Origin of the sequence: Chryseobacterium oranimense, from assembly GCF_900129755.1 — a bacterium.
GTDB classification, from domain to species: domain Bacteria; phylum Bacteroidota; class Bacteroidia; order Flavobacteriales; family Weeksellaceae; genus Chryseobacterium; species Chryseobacterium oranimense.
The window spans coordinates 76,259-102,750 of sequence record NZ_FQWT01000009.1 but is presented as its reverse complement, the minus strand read 5'-3'; the positions used below and the strand labels follow the sequence as shown (position 1 = coordinate 102,750).

General features: G+C 37.8%; 27 protein-coding genes. 15 read left to right on the top strand and 12 right to left on the bottom strand.

Going from position 1 to position 26,492, the window contains the following annotated elements; translation table 11 throughout:
- Positions 1–27: 27 nt before the first annotated feature.
- Together BUB03_RS20700 and BUB03_RS20695 are read right to left on the bottom strand one after the other, a co-directional pair.
- Positions 28–3,063 (bottom strand): leucine--tRNA ligase, encoded by a 3,036-nt coding sequence (locus tag BUB03_RS20700; protein ID WP_073066728.1) that lies wholly within the window; start codon positions 3,061–3,063, stop codon positions 28–30.
- A gap of 182 nt (positions 3,064–3,245) precedes the next feature.
- Positions 3,246–3,716, bottom strand: coding sequence for a lipocalin-like domain-containing protein (locus BUB03_RS20695; protein ID WP_040997555.1), 471 nt, complete (start codon positions 3,714–3,716; stop codon positions 3,246–3,248).
- 175 nt (positions 3,717–3,891) lie between these two features.
- On the opposite strand from BUB03_RS20695, the gene BUB03_RS20690 reads away from it, so the two are divergent.
- The 3 genes from BUB03_RS20690 to BUB03_RS20680 are packed head-to-tail and all read left to right on the top strand — an operon-like array spanning position 3,892 to position 6,290.
- Positions 3,892–4,887 carry an acyltransferase family protein gene (locus BUB03_RS20690; RefSeq protein ID WP_083539035.1) on the top strand — a complete coding sequence of 332 codons (996 nt, stop codon included), beginning with the start codon at positions 3,892–3,894 and terminating at the stop codon, positions 4,885–4,887.
- Positions 4,888–4,908: 21 nt separating this feature from the next.
- Positions 4,909–5,664, top strand: coding sequence for a glycosyltransferase family 2 protein (locus BUB03_RS20685; protein WP_040997557.1), 756 nt, complete (start codon positions 4,909–4,911; stop codon positions 5,662–5,664).
- Positions 5,664–6,290: a deoxyuridine 5'-triphosphate nucleotidohydrolase gene (locus BUB03_RS20680; protein ID WP_073066725.1), complete on the top strand. Its 627-nt coding sequence runs from the start codon at positions 5,664–5,666 to the stop codon at positions 6,288–6,290. The genes BUB03_RS20685 and BUB03_RS20680 overlap by 1 nt, the downstream gene beginning before the upstream one ends.
- Here the strand turns inward: BUB03_RS20680 and BUB03_RS20675 are convergent.
- The 6 genes from BUB03_RS20675 to BUB03_RS20645 form a co-directional block, all read right to left on the bottom strand.
- A complete protein-coding gene (locus BUB03_RS20675; protein WP_073066723.1) occupies positions 6,282–7,514 on the bottom strand; it encodes a 3-deoxy-D-manno-octulosonic acid transferase in 1,233 nt (410 codons plus the stop codon). The two genes, BUB03_RS20680 and BUB03_RS20675, sit on opposite strands and share 9 nt — an antisense overlap.
- A 5-nt stretch (positions 7,515–7,519) precedes the next feature.
- Positions 7,520–7,864 (bottom strand): cupin domain-containing protein, encoded by a 345-nt coding sequence (locus tag BUB03_RS20670; RefSeq protein ID WP_073066720.1) that lies wholly within the window; start codon positions 7,862–7,864, stop codon positions 7,520–7,522.
- The gene (locus BUB03_RS20665; protein WP_073066717.1) at positions 7,861–8,328 is read right to left on the bottom strand and encodes a DUF1648 domain-containing protein; all 468 of its coding nucleotides are present in this window, start codon (positions 8,326–8,328) and stop codon (positions 7,861–7,863) included. Before BUB03_RS20665 ends, BUB03_RS20670 begins: the two co-directional genes overlap by 4 nt.
- Positions 8,329–8,345: 17 nt before the next feature.
- Complete coding sequence (locus BUB03_RS20660) at positions 8,346–9,062, bottom strand: C40 family peptidase (RefSeq protein WP_073066715.1); 717 nt, start codon at positions 9,060–9,062, stop codon at positions 8,346–8,348.
- Between the two features lie 91 nt (positions 9,063–9,153).
- A complete protein-coding gene (locus tag BUB03_RS20655) occupies positions 9,154–9,801 on the bottom strand; it encodes an O-methyltransferase (RefSeq protein WP_040997570.1) in 648 nt (215 codons plus the stop codon).
- A gap of 400 nt (positions 9,802–10,201) precedes the next feature.
- Complete coding sequence (locus tag BUB03_RS20645) at positions 10,202–11,035, bottom strand: OmpA family protein (RefSeq protein ID WP_040997574.1); 834 nt, start codon at positions 11,033–11,035, stop codon at positions 10,202–10,204.
- A 90-nt stretch (positions 11,036–11,125) separates the two neighbouring features.
- Between BUB03_RS20645 and tilS the strand changes: the two genes are divergently transcribed.
- The 5 genes from tilS to BUB03_RS20620 all read left to right on the top strand — a co-directional run bounded on the left by tilS (position 11,126) and on the right by BUB03_RS20620 (position 17,024).
- Positions 11,126–12,445: a tRNA lysidine(34) synthetase TilS gene (tilS, locus tag BUB03_RS20640; protein ID WP_073066712.1), complete on the top strand. Its 1,320-nt coding sequence runs from the start codon at positions 11,126–11,128 to the stop codon at positions 12,443–12,445.
- Entirely contained in the window at positions 12,442–14,508 is a 2,067-nt protein-coding gene (locus tag BUB03_RS20635) for a protein-disulfide reductase DsbD family protein (RefSeq protein WP_073066709.1), read from the top strand. Before tilS ends, BUB03_RS20635 begins: the two co-directional genes overlap by 4 nt.
- Positions 14,509–14,777: 269 nt before the next feature.
- Positions 14,778–15,305, top strand: a complete 528-nt coding sequence (locus tag BUB03_RS20630) for a biopolymer transporter ExbD (RefSeq protein WP_073066707.1) — start codon at positions 14,778–14,780, stop codon at positions 15,303–15,305.
- A gap of 60 nt (positions 15,306–15,365) precedes the next feature.
- Positions 15,366–16,148, top strand: a complete 783-nt coding sequence (locus BUB03_RS20625) for an alpha/beta fold hydrolase (protein WP_073066702.1) — start codon at positions 15,366–15,368, stop codon at positions 16,146–16,148.
- Positions 16,149–16,220: 72 nt separating this feature from the next.
- Positions 16,221–17,024 carry a patatin-like phospholipase family protein gene (locus tag BUB03_RS20620; RefSeq protein ID WP_040997585.1) on the top strand — a complete coding sequence of 268 codons (804 nt, stop codon included), beginning with the start codon at positions 16,221–16,223 and terminating at the stop codon, positions 17,022–17,024.
- Between the two features lie 92 nt (positions 17,025–17,116).
- Here the strand turns inward: BUB03_RS20620 and BUB03_RS20615 are convergent, their stop codons facing one another.
- Complete coding sequence (locus BUB03_RS20615) at positions 17,117–18,121, bottom strand: DHH family phosphoesterase (protein ID WP_040997586.1); 1,005 nt, start codon at positions 18,119–18,121, stop codon at positions 17,117–17,119.
- Positions 18,122–18,356: 235 nt separating this feature from the next.
- On the opposite strand from BUB03_RS20615, the gene rpmH reads away from it, so the two are divergent.
- Positions 18,357–18,515, top strand: coding sequence for a 50S ribosomal protein L34 (gene rpmH / locus BUB03_RS20610; protein WP_040997588.1), 159 nt, complete (start codon positions 18,357–18,359; stop codon positions 18,513–18,515).
- A gap of 155 nt (positions 18,516–18,670) precedes the next feature.
- Positions 18,671–19,381, top strand: coding sequence for a cell division ATP-binding protein FtsE (locus BUB03_RS20605; RefSeq protein ID WP_040997590.1), 711 nt, complete (start codon positions 18,671–18,673; stop codon positions 19,379–19,381).
- Here BUB03_RS20605 and BUB03_RS20600 read toward each other — a convergent pair whose 3' ends face one another.
- From BUB03_RS20600 to BUB03_RS20590, 3 genes are read right to left on the bottom strand one after another with little or no spacing between them, the layout of a single operon-like run.
- Entirely contained in the window at positions 19,382–20,086 is a 705-nt protein-coding gene (locus tag BUB03_RS20600; protein WP_073066699.1) for a tRNA1(Val) (adenine(37)-N6)-methyltransferase, read from the bottom strand. It lies immediately after the preceding gene.
- On the bottom strand, positions 20,086–21,540 hold the full coding sequence (locus BUB03_RS20595) for a sensor histidine kinase (protein WP_040997593.1): 1,455 nt from the start codon (positions 21,538–21,540) through the stop codon (positions 20,086–20,088). Before BUB03_RS20595 ends, BUB03_RS20600 begins: the two co-directional genes overlap by 1 nt.
- A gap of 1 nt (position 21,541) precedes the next feature.
- The gene (locus tag BUB03_RS20590; RefSeq protein ID WP_040997595.1) at positions 21,542–22,126 is read right to left on the bottom strand and encodes a riboflavin synthase; all 585 of its coding nucleotides are present in this window, start codon (positions 22,124–22,126) and stop codon (positions 21,542–21,544) included.
- 48 nt (positions 22,127–22,174) lie between these two features.
- Between BUB03_RS20590 and pdxA the strand changes: the two genes are divergently transcribed.
- From pdxA to accC, 5 genes are all read left to right on the top strand, one after another.
- Positions 22,175–23,266 (top strand): 4-hydroxythreonine-4-phosphate dehydrogenase PdxA, encoded by a 1,092-nt coding sequence (gene pdxA, locus BUB03_RS20585; protein WP_040997597.1) that lies wholly within the window; start codon positions 22,175–22,177, stop codon positions 23,264–23,266.
- Between the two features lie 84 nt (positions 23,267–23,350).
- Positions 23,351–23,881, top strand: a complete 531-nt coding sequence (locus BUB03_RS20580; protein ID WP_073066696.1) for a YceD family protein — start codon at positions 23,351–23,353, stop codon at positions 23,879–23,881.
- 66 nt (positions 23,882–23,947) lie between these two features.
- Positions 23,948–24,151, top strand: a complete 204-nt coding sequence (rpmF, locus tag BUB03_RS20575) for a 50S ribosomal protein L32 (protein WP_002976251.1) — start codon at positions 23,948–23,950, stop codon at positions 24,149–24,151.
- A gap of 127 nt (positions 24,152–24,278) precedes the next feature.
- Positions 24,279–24,761 (top strand): acetyl-CoA carboxylase biotin carboxyl carrier protein, encoded by a 483-nt coding sequence (gene accB / locus BUB03_RS20570; RefSeq protein WP_040997601.1) that lies wholly within the window; start codon positions 24,279–24,281, stop codon positions 24,759–24,761.
- Between the two features lie 93 nt (positions 24,762–24,854).
- Complete coding sequence (gene accC, locus BUB03_RS20565; RefSeq protein ID WP_040997603.1) at positions 24,855–26,210, top strand: acetyl-CoA carboxylase biotin carboxylase subunit; 1,356 nt, start codon at positions 24,855–24,857, stop codon at positions 26,208–26,210.
- The last annotated feature ends 282 nt before the right edge of the window (positions 26,211–26,492 follow it).

Sequence of the window (26,492 nt, the reverse complement as noted above, 5' to 3'; positions counted from 1 at the left end):
TTTTAATTTCCCAATGTTAACTTTTTTTTAAATTACGATATTCACAATACGGTGATGCACTACGATGATTTTTTTAGGTGTTTTACCTTCTAAAATAGGCTGCATCTTAGCATCCGAAATCACCAAATCTTCTACTTCCTTAGCCGATAACTGGGCAGAAAGTGAAATTTTGAACTTCATTTTACCATTTACGCTTACCGGATATTCAATTTCATCTTCTACAAGGTATTCCTCGTTCAGCACAGGGAATTTCTCAAACTCCACAGATTGTTTATTTCCTAATAAGCTCCAAAGCTCTTCACAGATGTGCGGTGCATATGGAGAGATGATAACGGCTAATGGCTCTAAAATATTGCGTTTGTTACATTTTATTTTTTGCAGCTCGTTCACAGCAATCATAAATGAAGATACGGAAGTATTGAATGAGAAGTTCTCAATATCATAAACCACCTTCTTTATTAAGGTATGCAAAACTTTATATTCTGCCTTTGTAGGTTCCTCATCGGAAACTTCAAAAGTTTCGCCATTGAAATACAGGTTCCAGAATTTCTTAAGGAATCCGTATACTCCGCTTAGCCCTTGTGTATTCCATGGCTTGGACTGTTCTAAAGGTCCCAGGAACATTTCATACAGCCGTAAACCGTCTGCTCCGTATTCTTCACAGATGTCGTCTGGGTTTACAACATTGTATTTTGACTTGGACATTTTTTCCACTTCACGGTCTGTGATGTATTTCCCGTCTTCTAAAATAAATTCAGCATCGGCATAATCCGGTCTCCAGGCTTTGAAGGCTTCAGTATCCAATTCATCAGAGGTTCCTTTTAATAAGGATACGTCAACGTGAACAGGCATCAAAAACCATTTAAGAGCATTAAAATCAACCTGTACTTCTTCAATTTCTGGATATTTTAATTTAAACTTATTTTTGATAATTTCTTTTGCGTGATTAATTTGATTAACAATTTCTAAATCACTTTCTAAATCATAATCTTCATCAAGTTTAAACTTCGCAATAAATTTTCTCGAGATAAAAATAGGAGTTCCATTTATAACTTCTTGGTAATATTGCTTAAATTCTTCTGAATTAAATTCTTCTTTTTTATTGGAAACTGTTACTTTTAAAAAATTTCTATAAACAAACGCGCTCATCCCCAAAATCATCCCCTGGTTGATCAGTTTCTGGAAAGGCTCATCATGAGTAATGTAGCCTCTGTCTTTTAAGAACATGTTCCAGAATCGGGAATATAGTAAGTGGCCGGTTGCGTGTTCGCTTCCTCCGATGTATAAATCTACCTGTCCCCAATAATCCGCCAATTCTTTTTTCACAAAAACCTCCTGATCATTCGGATCCATATATCTAAGGAAATACCATGAGCTTCCTGCCCAACCCGGCATGGTGGATAATTCCAGCGGGAATACCGTTTGATCATCTATAAGATCTGTAGAAACCACTTTCTGATTGGCTTCGTCCCAGGCAAATACTTTTGCATTTCCTAATGGCGGATCACCATCCTCAGTTGGTAAATATTTTTCAACTTCAGGAAGTTCCAGCGGCAAAGCAGAAACCGGAAGCGTATAAGGCATTCCTTCCTTATAATATACAGGAACCGGCTCACCCCAATAACGCTGTCTTGAAAAAATGGCGTCACGCTGCCTGTAGTTGGTGGTTCCGTGGCCAATTCCTTTGTTTTCGATTTCAGAAATTATTTTTGATTTGGCATCATTATAATGTAATCCGTTTAAGAAATCTGAATTGACACAAACAGAATCTTTAGAATCGAAAGATTTCTCCTGAACATCTTCATCGGTCTCAACTACCTTTTTAATAGTAAGATTGAATTTCTTTGCAAATCTGTGATCGCGCTCATCATGTGCAGGAACAGCCATTACAGCACCTGTTCCGTAGCCCATCAATACGTAATCTGAAATATAGACCGGCATTTTCTCGCCACTGAAAGGATTGATGGCATAAGCTCCCGTAAAGGCTCCGCTTACATTCTTCACATCAGACATCCTGTCTCTTTCGGTTTTTTTGGAAGTTTCTTCTATATAAGTATCTACTTCAATTTTCTGAGCGGCTGTAGTAATAGCATCCACTAAAGGATTTTCAGGGGCCAGTACCATAAATGTTGCTCCGAAAATCGTATCAGGTCTTGTTGTGAAGACTTCAATGGTCTCATCATGACCTTCTACCTGAAACTGTACCTGCGCTCCCTGTGATTTCCCGATCCAGTATTCCTGGGCATCCTTAAGCGGCTGTGGCCAGTCAAGGGTATTTAATCCCTGCAATAATCTTTCTGAATAGGCAGAAATTCTCATGCTCCACTGCATCATTTTCTTTTGGAATACAGGGAATCCTCCTCTTTCGGATTTTCCGTCTTTCACCTCATCATTGGCCAATACGGTTCCTAAAGCCGGACACCAGTTTACGGTGGTCTCTGCTCTGTAAGCTAAACGGTAATTTAATAAGATATCTTCTTTATCAAGGTCTGAAGCATTTTTCCATTCTTCTGCCGTGAAAGTTAATTCGTCGTTTTGATTCGCATTTAAACCTTCTGTACCTTTTTCTTCAAAATGCTGAATTAAAGTCCGGATAGGTTCTGCCTTATCAGTATTTTTATTATACCATGAATGATACAGCTCGATAAAGATCCACTGCGTCCATTTGTAATAAGAGGCGTCTGAAGTTCTCACTTCTCTGCTCCAGTCGAATGAAAAACCGATCTTTTTCAGCTGCTCTTCATATCTGTTGATATTTTCCTCGGTTGTGATAGCGGGGTGCTGACCTGTCTGGATCGCATACTGTTCAGCAGGAAGTCCGAAGCTGTCATACCCTACCGGATGGAGAACATTAAAACCCTGATGTCTTTTATATCTCGCATAAATATCTGATGCAATATATCCCAGCGGGTGCCCCACGTGAAGCCCTGCCCCGGATGGATACGGAAACATATCGAGAACATAAAACTTAGGTTTATCTGTGTTGTTGGAGGTTTTATAGGTTTGATTGTCCTCCCAGTACTTCTGCCACTTTTTTTCTATCTGCTGATGATCGTAAAACACTTTATTATAGATATTAGATGTTAGATATTAGATGTTAGATTTTTTTCAGCTTCCATTCTAATTTTCACAAAAATAATGATTTTAAAAGAAATGGAAATTTTAATTTTAATTAATTCGGAAATCCTTTACAATAAAAAATCTCATCCGGAGATGAGATCTGTATTTAGGTATGGAATGTATATTTACTGAGGAATTCTTCTCATTGTATACGTTCTTGTTTTATATACAGTCGGATCCTGGGTCTCTTCTCTTAAGGATAAGTTCAGGGTGGTATCGTCGAGGGTAATTATTTTTCCGTTGGACGGTTCTACAATTCCCTGGAATTTGATCACTATTGTTTTCGCACTTCTATCATACGTATAGGTAAAGTTCTGGTCAGATAAGATGGTACATTGCGGTGTTGTCCCGATTTCTCCGTTCGTGGTTACTTTTCCTGTTGCCTCAGAATTGAATCTCCATCTGCCTTCTTTCTGGCAGTCGGTATAGGTAATAAGATCTGAAACAGGGTCTTCACCCGTCTCTACCGTAGTAACCACTTCTTTCAGTGGCTGCCAAACCCCTACAAGAGGATATTCCATTTCCTTATCATCATCATTACACCCTGTAGCTACAAATAATGATAAACCTGCAAATAGTAATGCTAATTTCTTCATAGATAAAATTTTCAAGGGCTAAAATTATAATTTTTTTGATTTATATCACCATTTTTTGTGAAAAATAATTTCAATAAAGTATATTTCTGAAAATTTTAGAAGATTAACCTTCAAAACAGCCATTATTTAACAAATATTGAATTCAGTTTTTCCTCTATCTATTAAAAAACTATTTTTGCAGAAAGAAACAGAAATGCAGAGTATAACGAAAAATAATTTTGACTTCATCCGTGTTCTCCTTGCTTTCATTGTCTTTGTAGGACATTTGGGAGCCTTAAGCGACTCGAGTCAGCTTGAATTTTTAACCCACAGTCCCGTAGAAGTTGCCGTTTTTTCGTTTTTCATTGTCAGTGGTTTCCTTATTGCAAGAAGCTACGAGAGATCTTCCAGCCTTAAAAGCTACGCGAAGAAAAGATTCAACAGGATTGTTCCTGCTTATTTATTAGTTGTATTTCTCTGCGCTACCCTTCTGAGCCTGGTAAGCACCCTGTCTTTTGCCGAATATTTTGGCAATATACAGGTTTATAAATATCTTTTCTGGAACTCTATTTTCATGAATTTCATGGCTCCTTCCCTTCCCGGAGTATTTGGTAATGAAGCGGTAAACGGAGCTTTATGGACGCTAAAGATTGAAATGTGCTTTTACTTTGCAGTCCCGCTGATATTCTTGCTATTCGGGAAAAACAATAAATACAGGAATTTGAGTTTAATTATACTGTATTTCCTTTCCCTGATATTCCTAAATTATTTTGAAATGACGGGCAGAGCAGCTATATCCAGACAATTGCCCGGATCGCTTTGCTATTTCATAGGAGGAATGCTGATTTATTTTCATTTTGAGAAATTCATTCAATATAAAAATATACTGTTCATCATTGCGATCATAACGGTCTGGATAGACCTGATCCTTCATATCAAGCTGTTCTCTCCTATCATGATCAGTATTATTGTTCTGTATATTGCCTATTCACTGAAGTTCCTGAACAATTTCGGGAAGTACGGAGATTTTACCTACGGCATCTATATATTCCACTTCCCTACTATCAGGGTATTTGCTACGCTTGGGCTGTTTGCCAACTATAATCCTTTTTTCATGGGTTTTGTATGCATGCTGGTAGTGATCGGGATAGGAATTGCATCGTGGCACCTTTATGAGAAAAAATTTTTATAATTTTACCCCAGAAAAGCACACATGAAAGACCTGGTTTCCATCATCACTCCCTGTTATAATTCCGCAGAATTCATCGAAGAGACGATACAGTCTGTTTTAAACCAAACCTATGAAAACTGGGAATGGCTGATCACCGATGATCTTTCCAAAGACAATACGGTCGAAATTATCCGAAAGTATAATGATCCAAGGATCAAATTACAGGTTTTGGAGAAAAACGGAGGTGCCGGAAATGCAAGAAATAAAAGCCTTGAAAGAGCAACAGGAAGATATATTGCTTTTCTGGATTCCGATGACTTCTGGTATCCCGAATATCTGGAAACCATGACAGATTATATGGAGGAACATAATGCAGAACTTGTTTACTGCAATTATTCGCGATGTAATGAGCAACTGCAGCCAGTTCTAAAGGATTTCCTGGCTGACAAGGTCGTAACTTTCTCCAACCTTCTGAAAACATGCAGACTGGCTCCGGTTTCCACCATGTACGACACCAAAAGAGTCGGAAAATTCCTGTTTCCTATAAAAAGCAAGCGTGAAGACCACGTTATGTGGCTGAATCTTTTAAAAGTGATTCCTGAAGGAATGCCTATTAACAAAACTCTGGCAAAATACAGAATGCGTGAAAACAGTGTTTCCCGGAAGAAAAAAAACATCATCAAAGATCAGTATCTGGTATATAAGGACTTTATGGGCTTTTCTACTCTAAAATCCTTTTATTACACTGCCAACTGGGCCATTAACGGGTTTCTGAAATATTCTAAAATATTCAATTAGTGGAGTACTCAAAAGAATTTAAAGCTGCATTGAGTGCTTTTTCCAGCATAGAAAAAGACCGTCTTATTTTCAGGCTCCTGAAAAAGGATAAGCTTCTGTCTAAAAAGCTATATTTTGAGCTGATTGACCCGGAAACAACCGATGATAAGAGAAATGCCATGGAGGAAAATGTTGCAGAAAAAATTCTCCTGGCTTCAAAGTACATCGGGAATGCCAAATATTTCATGAGTACCATCCGTACTATCAGTGCAGATATTACCGAACATGTCAAAATAACAACGGATAAGTTTGGGGAAGTTTCTCTGAACCTTTTGCTGGTGAACAGAATCCTGGATTTCAACAGTGACCTGAGCAGACAAAGGTTTGACAATGTTTATAAATTATACATTTATATCATTAATAAAGTTTTCAAAGCTCTGGTATTAACCAGAAAGCTGGATGAAGATTACTGGATGGAGATTGATGAGTTCCTGGGAGAAATCCGTAGTAAAATTTCTGAAAATCATTACCTGCAGAAACTCTGCATCAATAATGGGCTGGATATCAACTGGCTTGAATCCGATAATATCCCGGAAAATATTGAACAAATTATAAAAGACATTAAAAGTCAGGGGTTTTTAAGATAGAATCTTCTCCAGAATAAGATTGGTGGCATCAGGCTTTTCTTTTATAAACTTTCTTGCATTTCCTGACATTTCCCGCAACTCTTCTTCATTATTAAGAAGGAACAATACAAAATCCGCTGCTGCATATTCTTCTGAAAAAGATTTTCCTCCGCCGGCTGCAATAAGATCGTCTGCCTCAGGATTCTTTTTATAATGATCTCCAAAAATAACAGGAGTTCCAAATGTAGCTGCTTCCAGAATATTATGCAGACCTGCATCATGAAAACCTCCGCCTACTACTGCTACATCTGCATAAGAATATAGTTTTGACAGCAAACCGATACTGTCGATGATTAAAATCTGATATTTGGGAACCGGAAGCACAGAATTTCGTATTTCGCTGTATAATAATGCTTCGGGGAAAAGGTTCTTTAAATGCTCTACCCTTTTCAGATCATGAGGAGCAATAATCAGTTTCAGATCAGCATTCATTCTGGAAACTGTGGCGGCAATTTTTTCTTCCGCATGCCATGAGCTTCCGAATACAACAGATTGATGTGCTCCTATAAAATCTGCAATGAACTCAACGTGATTATCCCTTGCCCGGAGTTGTTTTACTCTATCAAATCTTGTATCTCCTGTTACTGAAGAATTGACTAATCCAATACTCTTGGCTAATGCAAAAGAAAAGGTGGTCTGATGAAAAAACCAGTCCACATCTTTTTTTAGCTGCTTTACAAACCACTTTCCATACGATGTGAAGAAAGCCTGGCTTTCATAAAATAAGGCCGAAATCACATAAATCTTAGCTCCATGTTGCCTGAGCTCTGCCAGAAGGTGATACCAGTAATCATATTTAACTGTAAAAAACAATTCCGTATCAAACCGGGAAATGAACTCTTTTATCATACTTTTTTTATCAAAAGGAAGATAACAGACTAGATCTGCAATGTGCTTTCTTTTTACAACGTTTTCATAGCCTGAAGGGGAAAAGAAAGTGACAAGGATCTTATGGTTGGGAAAATTCTCTTTGAGCTTTTCCAAAACAGGAAGTCCCTGCTCATATTCGCCAAGGCTGGCTGCGTGCATCCAGATTACTTTGTCCGAAGGTAAAAATGCAGCTTTCACTTTGCTTAATGACTGCTTTCTCCCTTCAACTCCTTTTTTAGTTTTATCATTCAACAAAGAAAAAATCTTCATTCCGAAGATAAGAAGGTTGACAAATATGTTGTATAGAAAGGACATCTTAATTATTTTTCAATTTCAATACGGTCATTATGAGTAGATGGGCTTGAAATAACGAGAAACTCGATCCCCTCTTCAGACTCATTGGAAATAAAATGTTTTGATCCGGGCTTAATGGAAATACTTTCCCCGGACTTTACCTGAAATTTTTCGTTATTGATGTGCAGTACAGCTTCCCCTTTTAAAATGTAAAAAACCTGCTCTGCCCTTTCATGGAAATGCAGTTTTTCAGCAGTTCCTGCCGGCATTTTTTCCTGTTTTACAGAAAGATCGTCAGAATCGTTTAATACCCAGCTGTCACAATTGTTCCCCCAGATATAATGTTGTGAATTATTTTTAGAATATATCATTTGAATACCGCTACAAAAATTAAAACAATGATTAAACTTCCTATTACTGATAAAATAGCTGTCGATAATGGAACTTTAGGTTTCACATTTTCATCAAAAGCATATCTGAACGTATAATCCTGCCCATTCATGAAAATAAGCATGATCAGTGTGAACAGCCACCTCAAAAATGCTTCCATAATCAGGAACTGGACATCTTTATTCTGGTCTGTGATTTCTACAGGGAAATTAGCTGTTTCAGGATGCCTTAATGTATAGGCAAACAAAAAATAGAAAAACGTTCCCAGAAGGGGGGTAAAAAAAGAATAGGCTTTATTGCCAAAATTATCAGCCTTCCCGTCAAAATCGAAATGTACAGGAATTCTATTAGGGAGGGTTTTATAATGTTTCAGGGTAAACCACCAGAAAAAAACCACTAATCCGAAATTAAAAATATCAAAAGCTGTAAAAATAACATTCTCCATTTGGAAGGTTTTTAAAGCTAGAGTACGTTTTTAATTACTCTTAGTTTATGAGTGTGCTTGTTCATTTCTTTGTTAAAAATCCCCGTAGAATCAAGAGTATCTATCCTTACTTTTCCTGAAGCATGAATGATTTTTTGGTTATCCAGCATAATTCCTACATGAATAATCTTTCCTTCAGGATTTTCAAAAAAGGCTAAATCGCCAGGCTGGCTTTCCTCTACAAAGGTCAAAGGTACACCCACTTCTGCCTGCTGATAGGTATCTCTCGGCAATTTAATATCATGAATTTTATAAACGAGCTGGGTGAAGCCTGAGCAGTCTACTGCAAAAAAGCTTTTACCACCCCATAAATAGGGCACATTAAGGAATTCTTTTGCCGCCAAAGCAATACTCTCGCGAAGATCATGGCTCCTTCTTGAAGCCACCGCCGGAAATTCCACCTCAGACCCCATGGATAAAAGGGTTTTCCCATCGTTCATGAGTACCGAAGAGAAATCTTCAGTCACTATGGTCACTTTTCTTTTTGCCAGCTCTTCCTCTGTTACAGGTTTCAATTGTTTGGTATCCATCCATCCTTCATAGCCGTCATAATGCATTTTTATTCTGGTCCAGTTTTTATTCACTTCCAAAATATCTGCGCTTTCCCCAAACAGTATTTCCGTAACAATTTCCGCTCTGTCAGAACTATCTGCACGAACCGGTGCTACCGTAACATTACAAATTCCTTTATTCATTTTATTAATTTAGAAATTAGGAAATTCAGAGATTTAGAAATTACATGGTCTCCTAATCTCTAAACTTCTTAATCTTTAATTATTTTTTTAATTACTTTCTTCGCAGGAAGTTTACTCCGTCACGCAAAGGTAAAATAAGATTTTCAAAATCATCATCTTTTGCGATCAAATCATTCAGCTCCCTGATGACCTGTGTGGATTTCTGTTTCGGATTTTCCTCCAGTACTTTTCCGTACCAAAGAACATTGTCAAACATGACCACAGAACCTGATTTTGTCCTGGGCTTGATCAGTCTGAAATATTCCGCATAGTTTTCCTTATCGGCATCTATAAAAACAAGGTCAAAAACCTCATCTGTCTCTCTCAAAAATTGTTTTGCATCCTGAAGCCTGAATTCAATCTGTTCTGCATATTCACTCTCTTCAAAATATTTTTTCGGCAGATATGCAAGATCTTCATTCACGTCCAGAGTCGTTATTTTTCCATCTTTGGCCAGTCCTGCTGTCAGGCAAAGTGTTGCATATCCTGTAAAAGTTCCTATTTCCAGTACATTTTTAGGCTGCATCATTTGGGAAATAATAGTTAAAAGCCTTCCCTGCTGATAGCCTGATATCATGTGCGGCTGTGTGGTCTTCTGATAGGTCTCTCTTCTCAGTTTTTTCAGAATTTCAGGTTCTGAGGAAGCATGGTTCTCCAGATACCTGTCCATTTCAGGATTTTTTTCTTCAAAAAAGCTCATACTGCAATTCTTTTATATTGTCCAAAAGTACTTAAATATAAAGAAAAAATGATTATCAGCCGGTATTTTTCGTTGCATTCCCCGTAAAAACCCCATTTAAAATACCGTAAAAATACGGATACTTTCGTATGGAAGTTAGTGATACATTTGCACAGAACAAAGGGTAAAAACACTAAGAAAAAAGTAATGAATGTAGGGGAAAAACTACTAATTAACACCGAGAATCAGAAGACCGCAGGGCCGAAAGGCAAGGCGGATTCTTCGTCTAAAAAAACTAAAACAGAAATATCCAACTCATTTTTTCATCGGATTATTTCATTATTGAAAAAAGAAGAGCTAATTTGATGAAAAAAATAAATCCCGAATAATTTCGGGATTTATTTTTTGTATGTATGTTCAATTACTTCTTAGGAGCAATATCCATTAATTTCATGAATTCATCCAGCTTCGGCATGATGATGATTTCCGTTCTTCTGTTTTCCGCTCTTCCCGAAACACTCATATTGGTTGCTTTAGGGTTATACTCGGAACGACCTCCCGCTGTCATTCTTGCCGGATCTACACCGAACTGTGTCTGAAGGACTTTAGCAATGGAAGTTCCTCTCAATGCAGAAAGATCCCAGTTGTCTCTTGGCAGGTTCGGAGAATTTAAAGGTGCATTATCCGTGTTACCTTCGATAAGCACTGAATATTTATCATAATCATTAATTACTTTAGCTACTTTTCCTAGCACTTCCTGAGCAGCAGGCAATACATTGTAGTCTCCTGTTTTGTAAAGCATTTTATCGGAAAGCGAGATCATTACCACTCCTTTCAGTACTTTTACCTGTACGTCATCGTCTGCTACATTATCAAGAGATCTTTTAAGCTTGTTGGACAAAGCCAGATTCAGACTGTCATTTTTAGCATTATTAGAGATCAGCTGCTTGATGTAAGAGTTGGAAGCATTGATTTCCCCAACCAGTTTATCAATATTGGCAGAGCTTTTCCCTGTATTGGAAAGACATGCATCCAAAGACGATTTCAAAGCATCATGCTGACTTTTTAAAAGATTATTCTCCCCTGTCAATGCAGAGTTCTGAGATTTTAAATCCTGGATCTCTCTTTGTCTTTCCCCGATATTTTCAATACACTGCTTATAGTTTGTGCTTAATGCGTCATACTGCTTTTTACTGACACAAGAAGTTAGCCCCAACGCCATTGCAGAAATTCCTAAAATTTTAATAATCTTCATATGTAATCATTTTTAGACGAATCAAAGTTAGGAAAATTGAATTGAATTTTATGGATTATCTTTGCATAAAAGAAATCTTCAACATAAGTCTTGGAAAAATTCAGTTTTAAAAATCAGCTTGAAAAGCTTGTCAGAAATCCGGAAAATCACAGCTATCTCCTGGCTGTAAGCGGCGGTGCCGATTCTATGGTTCTGGCCTCTCTTTTTCAGGGTTTGGGGCTTACTTACCAGGTTGCCCATATCAATTACAAGCTACGGGGCGAAGATTCGGATCTGGACCAGAAAACGGTTCAGGATTTTTGTGAGAAAAATCATGTTCGGTTTCATCTGTATGAAGTTTCGGAAAAAGATAGAAAACCGGAAAATTCCATCCAGCTTTGGGCCAGGGAAATCCGTTACCGCTTCTTCAGGGAAATCCGGGAGCAGGAAAACCTTGAGTTTCTTGTTACTGCCCATCACCTGAACGACCAGCTGGAAACATTCATCATCAATCTTTCCAAAGCTTCAGGCATTAACGGACTGAGCGGAATTCCGGCAGGCAGAAATAATACAATCCGCCCACTTTTAAATTTTTCAAAAGAAGAAATTTATGAGTATGCTGAAAAAAATAAGATTGATTTCCGGGAAGATCTTTCAAATAAAAAAAATGATTATCTAAGAAACAAAATCAGGAATGAAATCGTTCCCAAACTTTTAGAAACGAATGAACATTTTCTGGAAAATTTCAAAAAAAGCTCTTCTTATTTAAACCAAACCAGGGATTTTGTAGAAAAACAGATTGAGGAAATTGAAAATAAAATAACTTTATTTAACCCGGAGCACAAAATCTTATCAAAGGAAAAGCTGAGCCTGGAAAGCACTTTCGTACAATTTGAGATTTTAAAGAAATACGGATTTGATCAAGAGGAAGAAATCCCCAAGATTTTCACTGCAGAAAACGGAAGCTCTTTTTTTTCAAAAGATTATCACCTCATCATCAACCGAAATGAGTTAATTCTCGTAGATAAAAACAAGGAACAGGAAACAAAAGATGAAATCCTTTTGATGGAAAGTTTTGATTTATCAGAAGACCTGATGAGTATCAGCCTTGAGGACACAATTGAAAATATTGAAGGAATCAATAACAGTTTCGAGTGGGACTTTGATGCCGCAAAACTTCAGTTCCCACTGCGGTTAAGAAAACAGCAGGATGGTGATGAGTTCTATCCGTCTGGTTTTTCAGGCAGAAAGAAGGTTTCTAAGTTTTTTAGGGACGAAAAATTATCTATTTTAGCGAGGCCAAAAATTTGGATACTGTGTGACAGCAAAAATTCCGTGCTCGGAATTATACCTCTCAGACAAGACAGAAGATATGCAAAGGATGAGAAAACGAAAAGTATTCTCAAAATTTTTAATGAAAAGAAAAAATGAAATTTAGAAACTGGTTTTTAGCAGTTCTGCTCTTCTTAGCGGCAGGAATTAATGCACAGATCAAGAATCCCGTAAAGTTTAAGTTCACCGTCAACGATTTGGGGAACAACCAATATGAAGCTGTTTTAAATGCTACTATGGAAAGCGGCTGGCATATCTATTCCAAAGATCTTCCTGAGGATACGGGAATTCCTACCGAATACAAAGTTTCAGGGAAAAATATTGAGCTGATCGGAAAATTTACTGAAGTTGGCAAGAAACATGAGGAATTTTCAGAGGCTTTCGGGGGAACGATTGTTTTCTACTCCAATTCAGCCGGTTTCAAGCAGAAATTTAAACTGAAAGATCCTGCAAAGCCTGCAGATGTGATCTCTGAAATTACCTACCAGACCTGTGATGACAGGGTTTGTTTAGCTCCGAATACTTTAGAGTTCAATCAGAAAGTAACCCCAAAAGGAGCAGTTGAAGAAGCTACAGAAGAAAAAACTGAGGCTCCGAAAGATTCGGTAAAAACGGTAGAAACTGTTGTCGCAGACCCTGTAAAAGGCGAAGTAACCGTGGCAGAAGCTTCAAAGCTTGATCCGAAACAATTAAAAATAGCAACCATTGATTTCCAGAAACCTTTGACCGATTGCGGAACTGCCGTGGAAAAAGTGGGAGAAAACTACTGGACCTATTTATTTTTAGGATTTGTAGGTGGCTTAATTGCCCTTCTTACCCCTTGTGTATTCCCTATGATCCCGTTAACGGTTTCTTTCTTTACCAAAGGAAATAAAAATAAGGCAAAAGGCAAAAGAGATGCATTGATCTATGGATTTTTCATTCTTCTTATCTTTGTTCTGTTAAGTCTTCCTTTCCATCTGATCGACGGAATTGCCGGAAACATCTTCAATGAGATTTCCACAAGCGTATGGCTGAATATTGCCTTTTTTATCATATTCATCTTTTTCGCGGGAAGTTTCTTCGGATATTATGATATCACATTACCGAGTTCTATTGCCAATAAATCTTCCAAAGCTGAAGAAGCAGGAGGAATTATTGGTATTTTCTTTATGGCATTAACTCTTGTCATTGTGTCTTTCTCATGTACAGGACCTATCCTGGGAAGTTTACTGGGAAGTGCAGTGACAGGATCTACCAATGTTCCTATGCTGCTTACCTTTGCACTGGCAGGATTCGGGCTGGCATGGGCTATTGTTTTTGGTTTGCTGGCTTTATTCCCGCAAGCTTTACAGAGCCTTCCAAAATCAGGAGGATGGATGAATACCGTGAAAGTAGTTCTTGGTTTCGTAGAATTAGCTTTGGCTTTAAAATTCTTATCTAAAGCCGATTTGGTTTCTAAAACATTCCTGCTAAAAAGAGAGCTTTTTATTGCCATATGGATCATCATTGCATTAGGATTGGCACTTTATTTATTTGGGCTGATAAGATTTCCTCATGATGATAAAAAGCCGAAAATATCCATTACCAGAAAGGTATTGGGAGCTTTAGGAATAGGTTTTGTGATTTATCTCATCCAGGGATTAATTCCTTCCGAGCGTCCCAAACTACAATTATTAAGCGGAATTCTGCCTCCATTGAATGTCAGCTATTTCCATGATGAAAAAGACGGCATTCTGGGCATGCATCCGGAACATGACTTCTTTACAGCCGTTGAGCTTGCTAAAAAGGAAAACAAACCTATTTTGATCGACTTCACGGGTTATGGTTGTGAAAACTGCCGTAAAATGGAAGAATTCGTATGGAGCGAGCCGGATATTCTTCCGATTTTACAAAATGATGTTGTATTAGCATCCTTGTACGTAGATGACAAGGAAGAACTTCCTGAAGATCAGAAAACCAAAATCGATCTTGGAGACGGACAGGTGAAAAAGGTAAAAACAATTGGTGACCGATGGAGCTTATTTCAGCAGGTGAATTTTAACAACAATTCCCAGCCGCACTACGTTCTGATCACCCCGGATGGAAAAGTAATCAACACCCCGGTATCCGGATATATGCCGAAAGAGGATTTCAAAAAGTTCTTAGAATGCGGAGTTAATTACTATAAAACAACGAAGTAATTTTTAATTTAAACATAATAAAAAGCCTTATCATTATTTTGATAGGGCTTTTTTAATATTTGTAAAACTAAAATTGCAATATTCTTAAAAATTCACAAAATCTTACGAATATAAAATCTTGTATAACTATTTTATGCCAATCATTTTATAGATTTTAAATTTAATTGCTATTTATTAATTTTAGGTACAAACTTTGTATACACTCCTTCAAATAAGTATCGATACTTTATTTTTTCACCAAAACCGTTTAACATTTAAAAATATGAATTATGGCTGAAGTAATCGCACAAGAAAAACAGGGAGGAAGCAAACAAAGAAAAAAATTAATCCGGGTGGATATGACTCCGATGGTAGATTTAGGATTTCTATTGATCACCTTCTTTATGTTTACCACCAATTTTACAAAACCCAATGTGATGGATCTAGGGCTTCCGGCAAAGGATCCTAATCCACATCCAACAAACATATCTCATATTGGAGATAAAAACCAGGTTACTTTTATCCTCGGGAAAGATAACAGGGTATTTTATCACCAGAGCAATGAGAAGGACCTGAATGCAACAAACCTGAAAGAAACAGACTTCAGCGGGGTAAAAATATCCAAGATCATTTCTGAAGCTTATAAAAATGCACCGGTACCGGAAAATTTCACCGTCATTGTAAAACCTACTGATGACGCCAGTTATAAAAATTTCGTAGACATCCTGGACAATATCGCGATCTCTAAAAAAGAAAGATACGGTATCACAGATATAAAACCATGGGAAAAGAAAATTTATACCGAATTAACCCAATAGAATCGAAGAGCATTTTCATAATGCTCTTTTTTATTTAAATTTGAAGAAACAACTAAGATTATGCTGAACTTTGAAAGAAAAGGAAACGGAAAAGAGACTTTGGTGCTTCTTCATGGTTTTATGGAAAACATCTCTATCTGGAGTGACATGGAGCCTCACCTTTCAGAAAATTTCTCACTACTTAAAATAGACCTTCCTGGCCACGGACAATCTGATATCCTGGCCGAAGTCCACACCATGGAACTGATGGCTGATGAAGTGAAAAAAGTTCTGGACCATGAGAAACTAGGCAAAGTACATCTTTTGGGACATTCCATGGGAGGATATACTTCACTGGCTTTTGCAGATAAATATCCTGAAAACCTTAAAAGCCTGACTTTATTCTTCTCCACCTATTTTCCTGATGATGAAGAGAAAAAACAGCAACGCATCAAAAGCTACAGGATCATCAAAGATGCTTTCGCCCACTACGCCCGTGCCGGGGTTCCCAATCTCTTTAATCCCAATGAAAGAGATGTTCTGGAAGGGAAAATTGAAACTGCACTGGAGACAGCACTTTCAACCAACAATATGGGCGCACTTGCCTGTGTAAAAGGCATGGTGGAAAGAACAGACAAAAAGCACGTCATTGAAAGCCTGGAAGCTAAAATTTTAATCCTGGCCGGAAAACACGATAATGCTGTAAAAACAGATACCATGATCAAGCATCTGCCGGACAGAACGAATATAAAATCTTATATCCTTGACTGCGGGCACAACGGGCATTGGGAAAAACCCAGCATCTGTGCCGAAATCATCAATACCGAACTTCTCCACAATTTGCCAAAAAAATTAGTTCTGTAACAGACGACCGGAATGCCGACTTAAGTCTGTGTATCAAAATTTCTTGTATCTTAGTAAAGATTAATTATTTCAATGGGTTTATTCTCTTTCAAAAAAAAGAAACCGCCGGTCATAGGCCTTACACTTTCAGGTGGAGGCATGCGCGGAATTGCCCATATTGCGGTATTGAAGGCATTGGAAGAATATAATCTGAAACCCCATATTATTTCAGGAACCAGCGCAGGCTCTATTGTAGGAGCATTTTACTCTTTCGGGAAATCTCCGGATGAAATGATGGATATTGTAAAGTATACTACGTTCTTTTCAAGATCCTATCTTAAGCTTTCCAAGAATGGCATTTTCAGCTCCAATTTCATCTTAAAACTGTTCACTGATCATTTCCCTGAAAATGATTTCAGGATCTTAAAAATTCCTGTATATGTAACTGCTACAGAAATGACCCACGGAATTGTGGATTTCTTTTCGGAAGGAGAACTTTTCAGCCCTCTTTTAGCCTCATCAAGTGTTCCGTTCATTCTGCCGCCTGTAAGGATAGGAGAAAAAATATATGTTGACGGCGGCGTTTTAGATAACCTTCCCATAGAACCGATTATTGATAAATGTGATTTTCTGATCGCTTCTCACGTCAACTCCATAAGCTATGATGAATTAAAAAAAATGAGCCTTATGAAAGAATTCGACCGGATTCTCCACTTAGCTATCGCAAAATCAGTTTATTCCAAGGTTAAATCCTGTGATATTTTTTTAGATCCTCCCAAAATGACGAAATTCAGCTTATTCAGCAAGAAAAATCTGGATGTCATGTTCCAGGAAGTGTACGAGTATACATGTGAAGAACTTGAAAGCAAAGGATACACTAAAGGCTTGAGTGTATAAGCGTACGTGTGTATAAGTGTTTTAGAGTCTGAATGTACCAGAAATTGCAAATTACCGTTTTACCCTTTCACAATTTTTGCCCTTTTCCCTTCTTACAGCTCTTCCTGCTGAAGTTTTTTCTTAAATGTTTCAATAGTATCTGCCAGAGATTCATCGGATTTTCCTCCTGCTGCATTGATGTGACCGCCACCGTTAAAATATTTTCTGGAAAACTGGTTGACATCTACATCATCCTTACTTCTGAAAGAAATTTTAATAAAATCCTCATACAGATCTTCCATAAAGAAAGCCGCCATCTTTACCCCGGCAATGCTCAGTCCATAATTCACAAAGCCTTCCGTATCCCCTTTCTGGAAACCAAATTCTTTCAGTTCGTTTCTTGTAAGAGACAAAACAGCCACCTTACCATCATTCACCACTTCTATTCTTCCCAATACCAGAGCAAGAAGATGAAGACGGGAAACCGTATTGGTATCCCATGTATTGGAAGTGATAACGGAAGGATCAGCACCGTTTTCAATTAAATGGGCAATAATCCTGTGGGTGGTTGCGCTTGTGGAACGGAAACGGAAACCGCCTGTATCCGTCATAATCCCGGTATAAAGACATTCTGCAATATTCTGATTGACCAGCTTTTCGTCCTCCATCGCTTCTATAAAATGATAAATCATCTGTGAAGTGGCAGGAATTACAGTATCAGAATAAACAAAGTCAAATTGCTCAGGCTGCTGATGGTGGTCGATAAGAATTTTCTTAGCCTTCGATTTCGTCAGCCATTCGCCCAGCAGTCCTATTCTCGAAGGAGCATTAAAATCAAGACAAAAGATTACATCTGCCCCACTGATGAGGTCGAATGCATATTTTCTTTTATACTCACCGATGATCACCTTTTTAGATTCCGGCATCCATTTCAGAAATTTCGGAAAATCGTTGGGTACAATCACTTCTGCCGGAATTCCTTTTGCTGCCAGGTAATGTTTTAACCCAAGGCTGGAACCTATAGCATCCCCGTCCGGATTATAATGGGTGAGAATAACTATCTTGTTTTCAGGCGTAAGTAATGTATTGATATCTAAAAGTTCTGCTGGTGTAAACATCGTGTGTTTATTTTTCTTTAAATTTGAGTTTCCAAAGATAGAGCTTTTAAATAAATGATCTGCATATTATTTATTTACACCAGATTTCGTTTCGGGGTACAGCTTATAAAATTAGGAATGAAAAACATTTCAAATAATTTCTAAAAAAAGATGGGTAAAGTTTGTAACTTTTAAAAATTTCTATATCTTTGCAACCTGAAAATTAATAGATTAATTACGATTTAAATATATAGTAATGAGTAAAAGAACATTCCAGCCATCAGAAAGAAAGAAAAGAAACAAACACGGTTTCAGAGAAAGAATGTCTACGCCAAATGGAAGAAGAGTTTTGGCAGCAAGAAGAGCTAAAGGCAGAAAGAGTTTAACTGTTAGTGCATCCCGCGCTAAGAGATAATATCTCGGATTATCATATACAAATCATGCTTGAAAAGTAGTTTTTCAGGCATTTTTTGTTGTTAAAATTTCCCAAAGTTTAAGGTTTTTAAGCTTCTTTTTTCTATTTTTAAGATCTGAAAAAATAGGTTAGAAACAGAACCATAAAATTGAATTATGCCGCATACAAATATCTCAGGAGATAATATTATAAGCTTACAGCACGCAAAAATTGCGCAAAAAAACTTCACTGTTCTTTCTGATGTTAATCTTAACATTAAAAAAGGCAGGTTCTGCTACCTTATCGGAAAGACAGGTTCCGGAAAAAGTTCTCTTCTGAAAACTCTTTACGGACACATTCCTTTAGCATCAGGACATGGGGCTGTGGTAGGCTTTGAGCTTGCCAAGCTGAAACCTTCGGATATTCCGAACCTGAGAAGAAAACTGGGCATCGTATTCCAGGACTTCCAGCTTCTTTCTGACAGAACGGTTGAAAAAAACCTGAAATTCGTTCTTGAGGCAACCGGATGGAGCGATAAAGTAAAGATGGAAGACCGCATTAATGAAGTGCTGGGAAGCGTAAACATGAAAAGCAAGAAGCACAAGATGCCGCATGAGCTTTCCGGAGGTGAACAGCAGCGTATCGCTATCGCAAGAGCTTTATTGAACCATCCGGATCTTATTCTTGCTGATGAGCCTACAGGAAACCTTGACCCTGAAACCTCCAACGAAATCATGACCCTTCTGAAGCAGGTAGCCCTAGAAAATGGAGCAGCTGTAGTAATGGCAACACATGATTATCACATGATTCAGAACTTCCCTGGTGAAGCGATCAGATGTGAGGATGGAAAAGTATCTGTGCTGGATACCGCAGAATTATTTGAATAATTAATAGTTCTTGTTTTTAAAGACATGAAACTCCTTGGTGAGTTCAAGATATTGGTCCGAGTATTGTCTCGGACTTTTTTCTATCACGAAATCAGACTCTTTAATCATTCCTTCGGTAAATGAAAATTCAAGAACTAATCTTTTCGTTTTTGACCCCTCTATCCCTTTGATATTGATCTTTCGCTTTAAAAACAACCGGCATTTCAAAGCCGATTCAATAAAGCCGTTTCCAGCTTCGGCAGGAATGATCACCGACAAAACACCTTGTTCTGACAATAACTTTGCAGAGACTTCGATAAGCTGTTTAAAATTCAGTTCAACAGTTTGGCGTGCCAGTTTATCCTTATCGGAAGTGGATTCTTCAAAATAAGGCGGATTTGAAACAATAAGATCAAATCTCCTTTCAGTGTCAAAGGTTTTAAAATCCTGATGAATATTTTTCAGCCTTGAACGAAAAGGGGAATGTTCAAAGTTTGTTTTGGTAAGTAAAACTGCCTCTTCATTGATATCAAGTCCAAGAAAGCAGGCATCCTGGTTTCTCTGGGCAAGCATCAATGAAATCAGGCCGGTTCCGGTTCCTACTTCCAAAACTTCCGAGGCATTTTCCACATCAGCCAGAATCCCCAACAACACACCATCTGTTCCCACACGGAAAACATCTTTTGACTGATGAATTTCAAAATTTTTAAATCTAAAAGGCTTCACTATAAATTGGTAGGGAGTGTAATGGTAAATGTAGATCCTTTTCCTACTTCAGATCTCACGGTGATTTCACCTTTGTAATCTTCGATCATCTTTCTTACCATGGAAAGTCCGAGTCCCATACCGCTGTTTTTAGAGGTAAAATTAGGCTCGAATATTCTTTCATACATATTTTCAGGAATTCCAATACCATTGTCCTGTACGGAAATCATCACTCTTCTCTGGTGCTGCTCCACATCTACATTGATGATCAGTTTACGCTCATCACTCTGTGCCTGTTTCGCATTGGTCACAAGGTTTGTAATGATCCTGGAAAGGTAAATCCTGTCCATATTAATCATAATATTCGACTTGTTGGAGTGCATAAAAATACTGTCATCGTTAAAAACGCGCAGGATATCTTCAACTTCCGTATTCAGATTAATAACCTCATTATTTTTTTCAGGAAGCTTGGCAAATTCCGAGAAAGCAGAAGCAACAGTAGCAATCAGGTCGATCTGGTCCACCATCGTTTTGCTCATCAGTTTTACCCGTTCCCTGATATTCGGATCTTCGGGATCAAATTTTCTTTCAAAGTTCTGAATGGTCAGTTTCATAGGAGTCAGAGGATTCTTAACCTCATGAGCAACCTGTTTTGCCATTTCCCTCCAGGCTTCTTCAGACGCTTTGAAACGCAATCTTTCCTTTTGATCCTGGATCTGGAGGATCATCCTGTTGTACGCTCTTGCCAGCGCATTAAGTTCATCATTCTTATAATATCTGATAGGACGCATTTCATTTTCGAATAAAGTAATGCGGGTAATCATATCAGAAAATTTGGTGATATTTTTCGCTAAACTGTTAGATGTTACCCAGCTAATCCAGATACTGAAAAGAATGAGGAAAATATCTACCAGGAGAATATATTTTACATACTGGTGAAGAACATCCAGATAGGCAGATTCATTATGATATAAAGGAATATATACAATTCCTATAGGTGCAAGCTCATTGTTTTTCAAAAGAAGATAAGAGGAAGTGCGTTCTGCATCTTTGGATTTGTCATATCCTTTAATATCTACCCTTGCATCAGTAGCCAGAATTTTATTGACGATATTGACCGGTATGGTTTTCTGATCAATAAGGCTTTCATCTTTATTGGAGAGCAGGTAATTTCCCTGCAGATCGTAGATTACAATATCATGTTTGTTGATATCCGCTATCTCAAAAATACTGTTGCCCAACACCTGCGGAAGATCTTTGGTCTCCACGAGAGTTCGGCTTACCGCATAATTAAGATAGGTCATCACCGCATTAGTTTTCTCCTGCATATCAATATTACTCTGTTGCAGGGAATTATTCCTTAAAACGAAATAGGGAACCAGCGATGTAGCGACAACACTTAAAAAACATACGAGCAGAAAACCGAAAAACACCCGGTTCCTTAAACTGTATCCTTTGTATTTACTTATTGGCATCCTATTTTTTAATTAACCTAGCAATATACTTACCAATGATGTCAAATTCTAAATTAACTTTATCTCCGATTTTAAGATGTTGCATATTGGTAAACTCCCAGGTATAAGGAATAATAGCTACAGAAAACTGTGTATCTTCGCTTTTTGCCACAGTAAGGCTTATCCCGTTCACTGTAATAGACCCTTGGGGAACTGTTACGAAACTGCCGGTATCTTCATATTTAATAGTAATAAAATAGCTTCCGTCTTTATTTTCAATTCCTGCCACTTCACCCGTCTTGTCAACATGTCCCTGCACGATATGTCCGTCCAGTCGTCCATCCATCTTCATACATCGCTCAAGATTTACCACAGTACCTACCTCCCATTTTCCAAGATTGGTTTTTTCAAGAGTTTCGTTGATTGCCGTTACCACATATTGGTCTTCTTTTATCTCAACAACGGTAAGGCAGCATCCGTTATGGGCAAGGCTTTGATCTATTTTCAGCTCATTTGTAAAAGGACATGTTAATGTAAAATCTATGTTGCTTCCTTTTTCTTCAATCTTTTCAATAACGCCAACTGCTTCAATAATTCCTGTGAACATATTATTTTTTGCTAAATTTGTAAATTATAATCTTCAAAGATAATCAAAATGAGCCCAAAAAACCATAAAGTACGAGTAGGAATTTCAATCGGTGATTTTAACGGCATCGGTCCGGAGATCATCATGAAGTCCCTGAGTGACAAAACCATTACGGATTTTTTCACTCCGGTGATTTTTGGCTCGGGAAAGTTATTCACCTTTCAGAAAAATATTTTCAAGCTGAATCTTAATTTCAACTACATCAATGAAGCATCGCAGGCACAGGCAGGAAAACTGAATATGGTAAACCTTACCAAGGATAATGTGAATGTAGAACTGGGAGTACCAACGGAAGAATCTACCAAAATGGCTATTGATTCTCTGGATCTTGCTACCGAGGCTTTAATGAAAGGAGACATTGATGTTCTTGTTACCGCACCCATCAATAAGGATGAAATGGTAAAGATGGGCTTTAAACATGCCGGACATACAGGATATTTCGAAGAAAAGTTCAGTAAAAAAGGACTTATGTTCCTGGTTACGGAAGATCTTAAAGTAGCTGTTTCTACCCACCATATTCCAATTGCCAGTGTAGCAGAAAATATTTCCAAGGAAAAAATAAAAAAACAGATCAGAGCTCTGAATCAGACTTTGATTGAGGATTTCTGTGTGCAGAAACCTAAAATCGCCGTGTTGGGGCTGAACCCTCATGCAGGCGACGGAGGCGTAATCGGAAAAGAAGAAATAGAAATTATAGAACCGGCAATAAAAGAACTCTCCGATAATGGAATACTGGCTTTCGGACCATATCCTGCGGACAGTTTTTTCCAGCCTAACAAGTATAAAAACTTTGATGCTGTTTTAGCCATGTATCATGATCAGGGGCTTGCACCGTTCAAAACCCTAGCCTACGAAGAAGGTGTAAATTACACGGCCGGACTTCCGTTTATCAGGACTTCTCCAGATCATGGAGTTGCTTATGATATTGCAGGAAAAAACATTGCCGATGAGCAGAGTTTTACGGAAGCCATCTTTACAGCTATTAAAATCTTCAGAAACAGAAGCGAATATAACGATCTGATGAACAACCGTATGCAGCCAAGAAAGATGGCCGTTGATAACGGAGTGGATGAAGATCTGCCGGATGAAAATGAAGGATAACCGGTTAAAACAAATTTTAAATTAATTTGTTATGGATTTTATTTGTTATTATAAAAAAATTGCATATTTTTGCACACTCATTTTATGGACAAGTTAAGAAACTATGACGTAAGCTTTTCCGGACTCAAAAACGGGAAGCACGTGTTCAAATTTGAGATAGATAAAACGTTCTTTCAATTATTTGACACTGAACAGGAATTTACAAATCCTAATATAACCGCAGATGTTTTTCTTGAAAAACATACCACGTTTTTGGAATTTGAGATCAAAGTACATGGGACAGTTACCCTTATTTGTGATATCACAAATGATGAGTTCGAGTATCCTATTGAAAACGAGATCAGAATTTTGGTGAATTTTGGTGAAGAATATGACGACAGCAATGAAGACGTCATTACGATACCAGCTTCAGATCATGCATTCAATGTAGCTCAGCTGATTTACGAAAACGTACAGCTTTCTATACCCATGAAAAAAATTTCACCGAATGTAAGCGATGAAGATCTGGAAATTCTAAACAGGTTCAGTCCGAAAGACATTGAAGAGTCCGAAGAGGAAGAGCATGACAGCGATCCCCGATGGGACGCGTTGAGAAAATTAAAAGACAATAATTAAATAAAATAATTTAAATATGATGAGATGATGAATCTCATCGCTCATCAATTAAAAAAGTTATTCAAAATGGCACATCCTAAGAGAAGACAGTCGTCCACAAGAAGAGATAAGAGAAGAACTCATTATAAAGCAGTAGTTCCTCAATTAGCGAAAGATGCAACAACTGGTGAACTTCACCTTTACCACAGAGCTCACTGGCATGAAGGAAAACTTTACTACAGAGGTAAAGTAGTATTGGAAAAAGAAGTAGCAGCTACAGAAGAAAACTAAGAGTCGCTTTTCAGTGAAAAAGCCTCATTTTAATACAAAAACCGCCCAATTTTGATAAAATTTGGCGGTTTTTTGTTGTTTTTTACGTTTTTTTGGTATCTTTGGGACAAAATCAAATATCAATTTTATGGACATTAAAGACATACAAAATCTTATTAAGTTTGTATCTAAAGCTGAAGTTTCAGAAGTAAAATACAAAACTAAAGATTTCGAAATCACCATTAAAACTCCATTAGCAGGTAGCGATGCGGTTTATGCACAGCCAGCAGTATACCACACAGCACCTCAGGCTGCGGCAGCTCCGGCTCCTGTTGCTTCTCCGGCAGCAGTTTCTGTTGAAAAAACAGAAGCCGCTTCAGATGACAGCAAATATGTGGCTATCAAATCTCCAATGATCGGTACTTTCTACAGAAAACCATCTCCTGATAAAGATGTATTCGTAAACGTAGGTGATGAAATTTCCGTAGGAAAAGTAGTTTGCGTAATCGAAGCAATGAAGTTATTCAACCAGATCGATTCTGAAATCAGCGGAAAAATCGTGAAGATTTTAGTAGACGATGCTACACCGGTAGAATACGACCAGCCTTTATTCTTAGTAGATCCATCTTAAGGAATTTTAGATTAAAGATTATAAATTTTAGATGAATGCTTTCATTTAAAATAATTTAAAATTCAAAATTTATAATTTAAAATTTCGAAGAAGATGTTCAAAAAAATATTAATAGCCAACCGTGGCGAAATTGCAATGCGTATTTTACGTACCTGCAAAGAAATGGGGATCAAAACCGTTGCCGTATACTCTACTGCAGACAAAGACAGTCTCCATGTAAGATTTGCTGATGAGGCAGTTTGTATAGGGCCTGCTATGAGCAAAGACTCCTATCTTAAAATCTCTAATATTATAGCAGCAGCAGAAATTACCAATGCCGATGCTATTCATCCTGGTTACGGGTTTTTATCTGAAAATGCCAACTTCTCCAGAATCTGCCAGAAAAACAACATCAAGTTCATTGGTGCTTCTCCTGAGCAGATCGAAAGAATGGGTGATAAAGCAAATGCCAAAGCGACAATGAAGGCTGCAGGAGTACCATGTGTACCAGGTTCTGACGGATTGATCGAATCTTATGAGCATGCTGTAAAAGTAGCTGAAGAAACAGGATATCCTGTTATGATCAAAGCTACTGCCGGTGGTGGTGGAAAAGGTATGAGAGCTGTATGGAAAGCGGAAGACCTTAAAGATCACTGGGAATCTGCTATTCAGGAAGCTGTGGCTGCCTTCGGAAACGGAGGAATGTACATGGAAAAACTGATTGAAGAACCAAGACACATCGAAATTCAGGTGGCTGGTGACCAGTACGGAAAAGCATGTCACCTTTCTGAAAGAGACTGTTCTGTACAGAGAAGAAACCAGAAACTGACTGAAGAAACTCCTTCTCCTTTCATGACCGACGAACTGCGTGAGAAAATGGGTGAAGCTGCTGTAAAAGCTGCTGAATTCATTGGATACGAAGGTGTGGGAACTATTGAATTCCTTGTAGACAAGCACAGAAATTTCTATTTCATGGAAATGAATACAAGAATCCAGGTAGAGCATCCTATTACTGAGCAGGTAATTGATTATGACCTGATCAGAGAACAGATTCTTCTTGCAGCAGGAACTCCTATTTCCGGAATCAACTATTACCCGAAATTACACTCAATCGAGTGCAGAATCAACGCTGAAGATCCTTATGCTGATTTCAGACCGTCACCGGGAAAAATCACAGGATTAAATATTCCTGGCGGACACGGGATCAGAGTGGACACTCACGTTTACTCAGGATATACAATTCCTTCCAACTATGACTCTATGATCGCTAAACTTATCACTACGGCTCAAACCCGTGAGGAAGCTATCGCTAAAATGAGACGTGCACTGGAAGAATTCTATATTGAAGGTGTAAAAACAACGATTCCTTTCCACAGACAATTGATGGATAATGAAGATTATCTGTCAGGGAACTATACAACAAAATTCATGGAGGATTTTGTAATGGACAGAAAATATGATAATCACTAAGATTATTTACAGATAACATTTTAAACTGCCTCATCCGGGGCAGTTTTTTTATTCAAAAAATCCGGTACAGCTTCTATAAATGTTCAATCTCCCTGTTTATCGGACTTTATCAACTCCATCATCCCAAATCCTATAAAACACTGAGTACCAACAAACAAGTCACCTAACAAGTGTTAGTCGAAGAATTACTACACTTTTTAAAATTTTTCCAAAAACTTTTTCCTGATAATATAATTACTTCTATTTTTGGTGATATAAAAAACAAATCACAAAATATTAACA